The 11601-nt window shown below is 67.3% G+C and carries 12 protein-coding genes; 5 read left to right on the plus strand and 7 right to left on the minus strand.

Features of this window, described 5'->3' with window-relative positions; translation table 11 throughout:
* Positions 1-5: 5 nt before the first annotated feature.
* Positions 6-1331, minus strand: a complete 1326-nt coding sequence (locus MFM001_RS09205) for an NAD(P)/FAD-dependent oxidoreductase (protein WP_116374947.1) — start codon at positions 1329-1331, stop codon at positions 6-8.
* A gap of 106 nt (positions 1332-1437) precedes the next feature.
* Here MFM001_RS09205 and MFM001_RS09210 point away from each other — a divergent pair, with 106 nt between their 5' ends.
* Positions 1438-2334, plus strand: a complete 897-nt coding sequence (locus MFM001_RS09210; protein ID WP_116374948.1) for a crotonase/enoyl-CoA hydratase family protein — start codon at positions 1438-1440, stop codon at positions 2332-2334.
* Here the strand turns inward: MFM001_RS09210 and MFM001_RS09215 are convergent.
* The 4 genes from MFM001_RS09215 to MFM001_RS09230 are packed head-to-tail and all read right to left on the minus strand — an operon-like array spanning position 2277 to position 5594.
* Complete coding sequence (locus tag MFM001_RS09215) at positions 2277-3146, minus strand: hypothetical protein (RefSeq protein WP_116374949.1); 870 nt, start codon at positions 3144-3146, stop codon at positions 2277-2279. The genes MFM001_RS09210 and MFM001_RS09215 overlap by 58 nt on opposite strands.
* Before the next feature lies 1 nt (position 3147).
* Positions 3148-4659, minus strand: a complete 1512-nt coding sequence (locus tag MFM001_RS09220) for an aldehyde dehydrogenase family protein (protein ID WP_116374950.1) — start codon at positions 4657-4659, stop codon at positions 3148-3150.
* A 31-nt stretch (positions 4660-4690) separates the two neighbouring features.
* Positions 4691-5215, minus strand: coding sequence for a mycothiol transferase (locus tag MFM001_RS09225; RefSeq protein WP_116374951.1), 525 nt, complete (start codon positions 5213-5215; stop codon positions 4691-4693).
* Positions 5216-5225: 10 nt separating this feature from the next.
* Entirely contained in the window at positions 5226-5594 is a 369-nt protein-coding gene (locus MFM001_RS09230) for a VOC family protein (RefSeq protein WP_116374952.1), read from the minus strand.
* A gap of 47 nt (positions 5595-5641) precedes the next feature.
* Between MFM001_RS09230 and MFM001_RS09235 the strand changes: the two genes are divergently transcribed.
* Complete coding sequence (locus MFM001_RS09235; RefSeq protein ID WP_116374953.1) at positions 5642-7354, plus strand: amidohydrolase family protein; 1713 nt, start codon at positions 5642-5644, stop codon at positions 7352-7354.
* A gap of 64 nt (positions 7355-7418) precedes the next feature.
* Here MFM001_RS09235 and MFM001_RS09240 read toward each other — a convergent pair whose 3' ends face one another.
* A complete protein-coding gene (locus MFM001_RS09240) occupies positions 7419-8291 on the minus strand; it encodes a hypothetical protein (protein WP_116375089.1) in 873 nt (290 codons plus the stop codon).
* A gap of 48 nt (positions 8292-8339) precedes the next feature.
* Here MFM001_RS09240 and MFM001_RS09245 point away from each other — a divergent pair, with 48 nt between their 5' ends.
* Positions 8340-8732 (plus strand): pyridoxamine 5'-phosphate oxidase family protein, encoded by a 393-nt coding sequence (locus MFM001_RS09245; protein ID WP_116374954.1) that lies wholly within the window; start codon positions 8340-8342, stop codon positions 8730-8732.
* Between the two features lie 118 nt (positions 8733-8850).
* On the opposite strand, the gene groL is transcribed toward MFM001_RS09245, so the two are convergent.
* Positions 8851-10473, minus strand: a complete 1623-nt coding sequence (gene groL, locus MFM001_RS09250) for a chaperonin GroEL (RefSeq protein ID WP_116374955.1) — start codon at positions 10471-10473, stop codon at positions 8851-8853.
* Between the two features lie 209 nt (positions 10474-10682).
* On the opposite strand from groL, the gene MFM001_RS09255 reads away from it, so the two are divergent.
* Together MFM001_RS09255 and MFM001_RS09260 are read left to right on the plus strand one after the other, a co-directional pair.
* Positions 10683-11048 (plus strand): hypothetical protein, encoded by a 366-nt coding sequence (locus MFM001_RS09255; protein ID WP_116374956.1) that lies wholly within the window; start codon positions 10683-10685, stop codon positions 11046-11048.
* 4 nt (positions 11049-11052) lie between these two features.
* Complete coding sequence (locus MFM001_RS09260; RefSeq protein WP_116374957.1) at positions 11053-11544, plus strand: cupin domain-containing protein; 492 nt, start codon at positions 11053-11055, stop codon at positions 11542-11544.
* Positions 11545-11601 lie beyond the last annotated feature (57 nt).

Here is an 11601-nt window from a genome sequence, read left to right on the forward strand (position 1 = left end):
CGCAGTTACCGTCGCTCCCCGGCCATATCGGCCATACCCGGCGGGCGGACCCGTCGCTGCCGGCCTTGCCGTGCGTTGCGTTTCGCTGCGCTGACGACCTCTTTGACGGTTGCCACGATCCGGCTCGGTTCGTCGAGAAATGTCCGCGCCGTGGCGCGGGCGAGTCGCGCGGGCGTGAACACCTGCGACGGGCGAACCTGGTGGTTCAAGATTCCGAGCAGCTCGCGGGTGGCGTCTGCGTCGGCGGCGATGTCGCGCAGCATCCGCCTGATCAACGGAGACGTGGCGCCGGGAGCGCCCGTTTCCCGCGCGTACCAGTACATTTCGTAGGCGTCGTGGTCGCGCCAGCGCCACCAGTCTTGCAGAGCGGCATCCGGGCTGCGGTTGCCGAGCCCGTCGACAACAGCCGCGGCCAGCTTGTCGGCCTGACGGAATGCGTCGGCGATGCCTTGCCCGGGCGCCGGATCCTTGAAGTGTCCGGCGTCGCCAACCAGCACCCAGCCGGCGCCAGCCGACTGGCGGAAATAGCCGTGCCAGTTGGCAACTACCCGGATCGGGCCGACGCGCCGCGCGCCGGCAAGGACATCCGCCAGCTCGGGCCACATCTGGATCCGCGCGGCGAAACCCTTGTCGCGGTCGGCGTCGAATCCGGCCTGCTCGGGCATGTCGATCCCCAGTGCAGCCATGTACAGCTCACCGTCGGTGGGACCGGCAAGAAAGCCCACGGCGCCCTGCCGGCCGAGCCGCGCGTGGCCTTCCCGGTCGCCGACGCCTTCGAAATACGCCCAGGCGTACAGCTTTCCGGGCGCTGTGCGGTGGTATTCGCGCGCGCCGACGCACGACGCGACCGTCGAGTGGCGGCCGTCGGCGCCCACCACCAACTGCGCGTGCACGGGTCCCGCGGACGTCTGCACACCGGTCACCCGGCCGTCGTCCGTGATCAGCTCCGTGACCCGCGAGCCGGTGCGCACCTCGGCGCCGGCCGCACTGGCCGCGTCGACCAGCAGCCCGTCCAGGGTCACGCGCCGGACGCACAACGCGGGGTGCGCAGACAACTCTTCATCCACCGTCGCCTCGATGCGAACGTCGTCGTTGACCAGTGAAAGCCGATCGAGCGGTATAGCGCCGGCAGCCAAGATCCCGTCGAGCAGGCCGAGCTGGTCCAGAGTCTGCACACCGCAGGGCTGGATCATGTGCGTCGACGGGGTCTCCGACGGAAAATGCGCCCGGTCGAGCAGGCACACCCGCAAGCCCTGCCGCGCCAGCATTGTCGCCAGCGGAGATCCCGCACATCGCGCACCGACTATCGCCACGTCGAACCGGTCTGCCATGCCAGCTCACCCTACCCAGAAATTAAGAGAATAGTGAGGATTTTAAGATAACAGTAAGGACACGTCGGGCTTGACACGCCGGACTGGCGGCGACTTCGCTTCGGCTATGCCTGAATTCGAGACGCTGCTGTACACGACGGCCGGCCCGGTTGCCACGATCACGCTGAATCGCCCCGAGCAGCTCAACACGATCGTTCCGCCGATGCCCGACGAGATCGAGGCCGCCGTCGGACTCGCGGAACGCGATCCGGACGTCAAGGTGATCGTGCTGCGCGGTGCGGGGCGGGCGTTCTCCGGCGGCTATGACTTCGGCGGCGGCTTTGCGCACTGGGGCGAGGCCATGATGACCGACGGGCGCTGGGATCCGGGCAAGGATTTCGCGATGGTCACCGCCCGTGAAACCGGGCCGACGCAGAAGTTCATGGCGATCTGGCGGGCCTCGAAACCGGTGATCGCGCAGGTGCACGGCTGGTGTGTAGGCGGCGCAAGCGATTACGCGTTGTGCGCCGATTTGGTAATCGCCAGCGAGGACGCCGTGATCGGCACCCCGTACAGCCGGATGTGGGGCGCCTACCTGACCGGCATGTGGCTGTATCGGCTCAGCCTGGCCAAGGTCAAGTGGCATTCGCTGACCGGCCGGCCGCTGACCGGGGTGCAGGCCGCCGAGGTAGAGCTGATCAACGAGGCGGTGCCGTTCGAGCGCCTCGAGGCCCGCGTTGCCGAGATCGCCTCGGAGCTATCACGAATCCCGTTGTCGCAGTTACGTGCTCAGAAGCTGATCGTCAACCAGGCCTACGAGAACATGGGTTTGGCGACCACCCAGATGCTCGGCGGCATCCTCGACGGCCTGATGCGCAACACACCCGATGCGCTCGAGTTCATCCAGACCGCGGCCAGCGAGGGCGTGCGCGCCGCGATCGAGCGCCGCGACGGCCCGTTCGGCGACTACAGCCAGGCCCCGCCCGAGCTGCGGCCCGACCCGTCGCACGTGATCGTCCCGTAGACCGCGGCCAGCACCCCCAGCGCCACCAGCACGCCGCCCGCGGCCAGGGTGAGGTTAAGCCAGTGGTGCACACCGGCTTCGGCGTGATCGACCATGACCGCGGCGATGCTGCGCACGTCGCCAGTGGTGTGGTTGAGCGCGGCGTCGATTCGGCGGCGCGCTATTTCGACGCCCGCCCAGCCGGCGGCGCCGACCAGTAGTGCCGACACACCCAGGGCCGCCAGCGCACGGCCGCGGTTGCGCGCGACGGCCAGGGTCAGCAGCGCCGAGATTCCGGTCAGCACCGCCGCGGCGATGCTCACCCACGGACCCCAGATGGCCAGTGGCCGTAACTTAGCCGGCCGCAACGTCTTTGGCGGCGTCACCGTCACTGGAACATTCAGCGACGTGGGTGCTCGCATGTGGTAGTCGGCCAGCATCTGCTGAAAAGCGCTGTCTTCCAACATCGGTGCCAAATCGATCACCCACGGATCGGATTGGGCGCGGGGCCGGGTGAACATCCACTGGTGCGCCAGCCGGTTGGCCTGCGCGAACTGCGGCGGGAACGACGGGCCGGCGGTGTAGGCGGTGGCGATCTGGTGCACCGTCGACGGGTCGGCGGTGGAGCCGCGCTGGCTGATCAGCGCCGTCGCCTTGGCGCTCAATTCCGCTGCCACAGCAGACTGCAACGCCGGATCACCCGCCGCTTTCTGGGCCAGCGCCGCGTAGCCGTCGGCGTCGACCAGGTTCTGCTGCACCCACGCCATCGGCACCGCCGCCGCCAACGCCGCCGTGGTGAACAGCCAGAGCAGCGCGGTGGCCGCGAACCGCACCCTACTTTGCGGTGCGACGCGGTCGCGCCAGCGCCATCTTCGTCATCATCCGGTTCATCCGCGCCAGCGCTTTGAGCGAGTTGTGGTAGTAGTTGCCGCCGGCGCCGACGTTAGTGCGGGGCGTCACAACGGTTTCGACGCGGCAGTACTTGCGCAGCCCGTCGGCGCCGCCGAACCGTGCGCCGATGCCCGACGCCTTCCAGCCACCCATGGGCGCGGTGGTACACATCAGGTTGGAAATCACGTCGTTGATGTTCACTGCCCCGCAATCAAGTTGCAGCGCAATGTCTTTGGCCCGCTCGACGTCGCGCGAGAACACCGACGCACTCAGCCCGTATTCGCTGTCGTTGGCCAACCGGATCGCCTCCGCGACCGAGCCGACCTTCATGATCGGCAGGGTGGGACCGAAGGTCTCCTCGGTCATACACGCCATCGAGTGGTCCACGTCGACGAGCACCGTGGGCGGGTAGAAGCTGCCCGGTCCGTCGGGGCGCTCCCCGCCGGTGAGCACCCGCGCGCCCTTGGCTTTGGCGTCGGCGACATGGCGCTCGGTGACGGCGCGTTGCCCGTCGTCGATCAAAGCGCCGAAGTGCCCCTCGCCGGCGCCGAGCTGCAGCGCCTTGACGTCGCGGACCACCGCGTCGACGAACTGGTCGTAGACGGGCTCGAGCACGTAGACCCGCTCCACCGAGACACAGGTCTGGCCCGCGTTGAACATCGCGCCCCACACCGCGGCGTGCGCGGCCAGGTCGATGTCGGCGTCCTCACAGACGATCATCGGGTCCTTGCCGCCCAACTCCAGGCTCACCGGCGTCAGCCGCTGAGCGGCGCGCTCCATCACCTTGCGTCCCGTCGCGCTGGATCCGGTGAACTGCACGAAGTCGGCGTTGTCGATGACAGCTTCGGAGACGTCGCGGGCGCCCTGAGCCACCGCCAGCACGTCGGGAGCACCGGACTCGCGCCAGCCGCGCCGCAACACCTCGGCGGTCAGCGGGGTGCGTTCGGACGGCTTGAGCAGCACCGCACATCCCGCCGCTAGCGCGCCGATGGCGTCCATCATCGCGTTGGCCACCGGGTAGTTCCACGGCGCGATGATCCCGACGACCGGCCGCGGCCGGTAGTGCACGGTCACCTTCTTGATTGCCAGGAACGGCAGGGCGGCCGGCCGCTTTTCGGGCGCGAGCGCCTTTTCCATCGTCTTGACGACGTACGACAGGATCATGATCAGCAGCGGCACCTCTTGGGCGGCGTCGACGGCCGACTTGCCGGTCTCCTTGATCAGCAGTTCTTCGATCTCGCTGCGATGCTCGCCGAGCCACACCGCAAACCGGGCCAGCGCCTTGGCGCGACCCGTGGCGCCGCGTTGTTCCCATTCGCGTTGCGCCTTGCGGAGTTCCGCGGCGATGGTCGGCACGTCAGCCGGGTCGGTCCACTGGACCTCGCCGGCTGTCGCGCCGGTGGCCGGGTTGAGGATGGTGCCGGTTCCGGAGAACTCGGATGTGATGGCGGTCATAGCGCCCCATGCTAGCCGGGCTCGACAGGTGTCAAGTCCGCCGGTGCGCGATACCCAACACGTAGGCGGCCTGGCCGAGATGCTGGGCGCAGTCGTCGATGATGCTGACCAGTCGCATGCTGGCGGTCACCGGCGGATCCCAGTTGGCGTCGACGACGCGGGCCAACTCGTCGGCGGTGATGGCATTGACGTAGTCCAGAGTCAGCTGGTGCACGGCGTGGTAGTAGCTGGCCAGCAGGTCACCGGGTGCTACCACCTTCGCGACGTCTTCGGGGCTGTGTCCGTAGCCCGTGTCGTCGCGGGGCAGCTCCAGGTCGAAGCGGTCCACCCAGCCGTCGCGGGTCCACACCTGCTCGACACCGGCGACGTCGGCAACCTGGACATCCTGCACCCGGGCGCTGTGCCAGATCAGCCACGCGATGCTGTTGGCGTTGGGGCTGGGCCGGTACTTGGATTCGTCGTCGGACAGTCCGTCGGTGAGTTCGTCGACGTGCTCGATCAACCGGGTGAACGCATCCCGGAGCAATTCCTTGGCGGCAGCATCAGATTCGGACATACCGGCGACGCTACGCCCCGTGGAAGACCGCTTCGACGTTGTTGCCGTCGGGATCTCGCACGAATGCGCCGAAGTAGCCGGGGTGATACTCGGGCCATAGCCGCGGCGCGTGCAGCGACTCGGCGCCGAGCTCCAGCGCGGCGTCGTAGAACGCCTTGACCGCGTTCTCGTCGGCGGCCTGGAAGGCGAAATGCGTTTCGCGGTTGGGACCCATGCCGGCGCCTTCGGCGATCCAAAACGTCGGGTGGCCGTCGCGCCCGTAGCCGATGGCCTCGCCGAAATCCATCTGCCGGCTGTAGCCGAGAACGCCGAGGACGCGGTCGTAGAACTGCTGGGCTTTGGCATAGTCGGCGCAGTTGATGCCGAAGTGATCGATCATGTCCTAGAGCCTGGCATGAGCCACCGACACGGTCGTAGATTATTTAGATGACCTACGACCTCGTCATCCGCAACGGCACGATCGTCGACGGGCTGGGGGGTGAGCCCTACGTCGGCGACGTCGGGGTGCGCGACGGCGTCATCGCCGCGGTTGGCGAGGTGCCCGAAGGTGGCGCCCGGGAGATCGACGCCAGCGGGTTGCTGGTCACGCCGGGCTTCGTCGACCTGCACACCCACTACGACGGGCAGGCGATCTGGTCGGATCGGCTCAACCCGTCGTCGGCGCACGGTGTGACGACCGTGGTGATGGGCAACTGCGGCGTCGGGTTTGCGCCTTGCCGCCCCGAGGACCACGACGTGCTCGTCGACGTGATGGCCGGCGTCGAAGACATTCCCGGGGTCGTGATGACCGACGGGCTGCCGTGGACGTGGGAAACCTTCGGCGAGTACATGGACGCGCTGGACGCCGGCCGGCGCGACATCGATGTGGCCGCCTATCTGCCGCACTCGCCGCTGCGGGTGTACGTGATGGGCGAGCGCGGCGCCAACCGCGAACCGGCCACCGCCGAGGATCTGGCCAAGATGCGGGCGCTGGCCAAGGAGGCCGTCGAACTCGGCGCGCTGGGCTTCGCGTCGTCGCGGCTGGCCACCCATCGCACCGAGGGCGGCCAGCAGATCCCCAGCTACAACGCCGCCTACGACGAGATCCTCGAGATCGGACGCGGCATCGCCGACGGCGGCGGCGGGCTGATCCAGTTTGTGCCCGACATTCCGGCCGGCGGGTATCAGCCTGTGCTGCAACAGGTTTTCGACGCCGCGAGCGACGTCGGGCTGCCGGTGACGTTCACGTTGGTGGTCGGCAACGCCGGCGATCCGGTGTGGGAAGACGCCGTGACGATGGTCGAAAAGGCCAACGGCGCGGGCGGTTCGGTAACTGCCCAGGTGTTGCCGCGGCCGATCGGGCTGATGATCGGCTTGAACCTGACCGTCAACCCGTTCATGTTGTATCCGAGCTACCGGGAGATCGCCGATCTGCCGCTGGCCGAGCGGGTCGCCGCGATGCGCAAACCCGAAGTGCGGCAACGGATTCTGGCCGACAAGCCGACCGAAGCTGCGATCAACCCGTTGTTCTATCTGGCGCAGGCGTGGGACTGGATCTTCCCGCTCGGAGACCAGCCCAACTACGAGCCGGACGCATCTGAGTCGATCGCCGCCCGGGCCCGCGCCCGCGGTGTGTCGCCGCTGGAGGAGGCCTACGACCGGCTGCTCGACAACGACGGCCACGCGATCCTGCTGGGCGCGATGGCCAACTTCCAGGGCAACTCGCTGTCCACCGTCGGCGAGCTGATGCGCCGCGACGACGTCGTGCTGGGCCTGGGCGACGGCGGCGCGCATTACGGAATGATCTGCGACGCAAGCTATTCCACGTATCTGCTCACCCACTGGACTCGCGACCGGGCGTCCGGGCGGTTGTCGGTCGCCGAGGCTGTGCGGGCGTTGACGTCGGTGCCGGCCAGGGTCGCGGGGCTGGGCGACCGCGGCCGCGTCGCCGTCGGCTACAAGGCCGACCTCAACGTGATCGACCACGAGCGGCTGCGGCTGCACAAGCCCGTGGTCACCCACGACCTGCCTGCCGGCGGGCGGCGGCTCGACCAGACCGCCGAGGGGTATGTCGCGACGATCGTGTCCGGCGAAGTGATCGCCGAGAACGGCGTGCCCACATCGGCGCGGCCGGGCCGTCTGGTCCGCGGCCGCCGGTGATCATTTGCCGCCGACACTGCGGATTTCTACGCAACACGCCGCTGCGGTGTACAAATCCGCAGAGTCACCACGTCTTTGGGCAACCACGGGAGGTGAGTCTGGTCGCGACTCGCTTGAGGAATACTCGCGGCGTGCGATGCACCATGCGACTGGAAACTCTTACGATCGACCAGCGAAGCTCATCGAGCCTTGCCGAGCGCTCGACGTCCCATGTCCGCTGCTTGGGATCGGTCCAGTGGTGGGCGCCGTCGAAGTCGACGCCGACAAGCCATTCCCGCCAGCCCATATCGATGCGAGCAAATAGCTCGCCGTATTCGTCGTACACCGGGATTTGAGTCTCCGGACGCGGAAACCCCGCCTGCATCAAGAGAAGCCGTGTCAACGACTCGTACGGCGATTCCGCGCCACCGTCGACGAACGTCAGCGTGTGGCGGAGCTGAGCCAGGCCGCGAACACCCGGATGTCGCGCGGCGACGGCCTCAACGTCCACAGCCTCGACGCGAGTGGCGTTCATTAACGCGTCGATACGCTGCACGCCCTCGGTGAGCCCGAGCCGCCTGCCGACGTCGAATGCGGTGCGCGCCGGCGTCGTCACGGTCATGCCGGCGACCCTCCGTGTTTCACCGGTCACCAGCCTGTCCGCATAGACCACAACCAGCGGCGGCGTCCGCTGGTTGTTATGGATCAACTCGGCCGGCAGGCCCGGCTCGACCCACCTAGCCCCCAGCACCGCCGCTGCGGACAAGCCCGCCAGCACTCCACGTCGCCGCGACCACAGCCACGCCGCTTGCGCACGCTGAACTGCCGAGAGCTCCGCTCCGCGCAAGGCATAGACGCCCGGATAAACGGCGCAGTAGAAGCGCCGCAGGTCGCGAACCGTGACCAACCCGGCGTCGAGCGCCTCTCGGCCGCGGAACGGCCAGTCGATTTCCCCCACCGTCCGCATCCTGGCCGCCGGACCCGCAGGCCGCTTACAGTTATCCACATGGGCGGCAAGAAGGTGGATGTCAAACGACTGGCGGCGGCACTGGCTGACTACCCCTTCGCCTACCTGGTCACCGTCGACGACGACTATCACGCGCACACGGTGACTGTCGAGCCGGAGCTGCGTGACGGGGTTTTGGACGTCGGACTGATCGGGGGGCGCACCACCAAAAACCTCGCCAATCGTCGCGACGCCACCCTGCTGTGGCCGCCGAGCGAGCCCGGCGGCTACTCGTTGATCGTCGACGGACGGGCTGCAGTGACTGATGCCGACAACGACACGGTGCACCTCAAAATCACGCCCACCAAGGCGCTTTTGCATCGCAACGCCGATTCCCCCACCGCAGCCAAGGGCTGCCTGCACGACTGCATCGTGTTTAGCGAGCCCGCGTAAGCCGTCGACTCTGCGGTTTGATACGCCGTGACGGCGAGTCGCGTATGAAACCGCACAGTCGCAACCGCACACGAAAAAACCCGGCCTGCAACGCAGACCGGGCTTTTTCGTAAAGGACTTAGAAGTCCATGCCGCCCATGTCACCGCCACCGGGCATGGCGGCCTTCTCCTTCTCCGGCTTGTCGGCGACGACAGCCTCGGTGGTCAGGAACAGGCCCGCAATCGACGCGGCGTTCTGCAGCGCCGAACGGGTGACCTTGACCGGGTCGGCGACGCCGGCCTTGAGCAGGTCCTCGTACTCACCGGTCGCGGCGTTCAGGCCGGTACCGGCGGGCGAGTTGCGGACCTTCTCGGCGACCACGCCGGGCTCCAGCCCGGAGTTGAACGCGATCTGCTTCAGCGGAGCCTCCAGCGCCACCTTGACGATGTTGGCACCGGTCGCCTCGTCGCCGGAGAGCTTGAGCTCGTCGAGCGTCGGGGCCGCCTGCAGCAGGGTCACGCCACCACCGGCGACGATGCCCTCCTCGACCGCGGCCTTGGCGTTGCGCACCGCGTCCTCGATACGGTGCTTGCGCTCCTTGAGCTCCACCTCGGTGGCAGCCCCGGCCTTGATCACCGCAACACCGCCGGCCAGCTTGGCCAGCCGCTCCTGCAGCTTCTCGCGGTCGTAGTCGGAGTCGCTGTTCTCGATCTCCTGGCGGATCTGGGCCACCCGGCCGGCGATGGCGTCGGTGTCACCGGCGCCCTCGACGATCGTGGTCTCGTCCTTGGTGACGACGACCTTGCGGGCCTTACCCAGCAGCGACAGGTCGGCGTTCTCCAGCGTCAGGCCGACCTCTTCGCTGATGACCTGGCCACCGGTGAGGATCGCCATGTCCTGCAGCATCGCCTTGCGACGGTCACCGAAGCCGGGGGCCTTGACCGCCACCGACTTGAACGTGCCGCGGATCTTGTTGACAACCAGGGTCGAAAGCGCCTCGCCCTCGACGTCCTCGGCGATGATCAGCAGCGGCTTGCCCGCCTGGATGACCTTCTCCAGCAGCGGAAGCAGGTCCTTGACCGTCGACACCTTCGAGCTGACCAGCAGGATGTAGGGCTCCTCGAGCACCGCCTCCTGACGCTCGGCGTCGGTGACGAAGTAACCCGAGATGTAGCCCTTGTCGAAGCGCATACCCTCGGTGAGCTCGAGCTGCAGGCCGAAGGTGTTGGACTCCTCGACGGTGATGACACCCTCGTTGCCGACCTTGTCCATGGCCTCGGCGATCAGGTCGCCGATCGACTGGTCGCCGGCGGAGATGGCCGCGGTGGCAGCGATCTGCTCCTTGGTCTCGACCTCCTTGGCGCCCTTGAGCAGCGTCTCGGTGACCTTCTCGACGGCCTTCTCGATGCCGCGCTTCAGGCCGAGCGGGTTGGCGCCGGCGGCGACGTTGCGCAGGCCCTCCTTGACCAGCGCCTGGGCCAGCACGGTGGCCGTCGTCGTACCGTCACCCGCGACGTCGTCGGTCTTCTTGGCGACTTCCTTGACCAGCTCGGCGCCGATCTTCTCGTAGGGGTCCTCCAGCTCGATCTCCTTGGCGATGGACACGCCATCGTTGGTGATCGTGGGAGCGCCCCACTTCTTCTCCAGGACGACGTTGCGGCCCTTGGGGCCCAACGTCACCTTTACCGCGTCGGCGAGGCTGTTCAGGCCCCGCTCGAGGCCGCGACGGGCCTCTTCGTCGTACGCAATTGTCTTGGCCATTGCGAAGTGATTCCTCCGGATTGGGGATGACACGTCCTGGCCGGGTGCAGTGCCCGCGACGGACGATCCTGAGCTGGATCTCACCGTCCCGACCTAGCACTCACCGGTCGCGAGTGCCAAGTCATTCTTAGCACTCGCCTATGGAGAGTGCAAGAACACCAATCGCCCGACGGGCGGCTCTTCGCGGTGCTCTAATTCAACACATGGGTATGAGCAGGCTGGTCGTCGCCGTCACGCTGAGCGGAGGGCTGCTGCTGGCCGCTTCGGGAACGGCGTCGGCGTCAGTGCCGATCGTGTTCGAGTTGACCGGCACCTTCACCGAAGGTGTGCAGGTCTCCTATACCGGAGCCAACGACGTGCCCGAGGTGGACAACGTGGGCCTGCCGTGGTCGACGTCATTCGACTACGACGGCAACTCTCGGCTGTTGACGTTCAGCGGCATACATCCCGGCGGTGATCCGGGGTCGGTGACCTGTCGGGTCTCCGTCGGCGGGCGACAAGTCGTCACGCAGACCAACAATGCCCCTGCAAGCGCTGGGCGGGGCGCTGTGTGCCACTACGTCACCGGTCGCTGAGCCAATGTCGCTCGTGGTGCCGCCCTATCCGGAGCCCCGCTACCTCGACGACCAACCGCAAGTCAGCGCCTGGCTCAAGCGGGCCGACGAACCGCCCGACTACGAGACCTTCGGCGTCAAGTACCACTACCTGGCCAACCAGGAAGCCACCGACGGCGACTACGGCCTGTACCGCGTCGACATCGCCCCGCAGGGCGGCGGGCCCGGACCCCATTACCACCGCGCCATGTCCGAGGCGTTCTTCGTGCTGTCCGGGACCATGAAGCTCTACGACGGCCGCGACTGGCTCGACGGCCATCAGGGTGACTTCTTGTATGTTCCGCCGGGCGGCATCCACGGGTTTCGCAACGAGGCCGACACGCCGGCGTCGGTCTTGATGTTGTTCGCTCCGGGCGCACCGCGGGAGGCCTACTTCGAGGGTTTTACCGCGTTGGCCGACATGACCGACGACGAACGCCGGGAGTGGTTCATTCGCCACGACAACTTCTTCGTCTGAGCGCCTTCCTGCAAAGATGCGCTGACCGATGTCCTTGCGCTACAGTGCATCTCGTTA

This window comes from Mycobacterium sp. MFM001 (assembly GCF_003402475.1).
Classification (GTDB): domain Bacteria; phylum Actinomycetota; class Actinomycetes; order Mycobacteriales; family Mycobacteriaceae; genus Mycobacterium.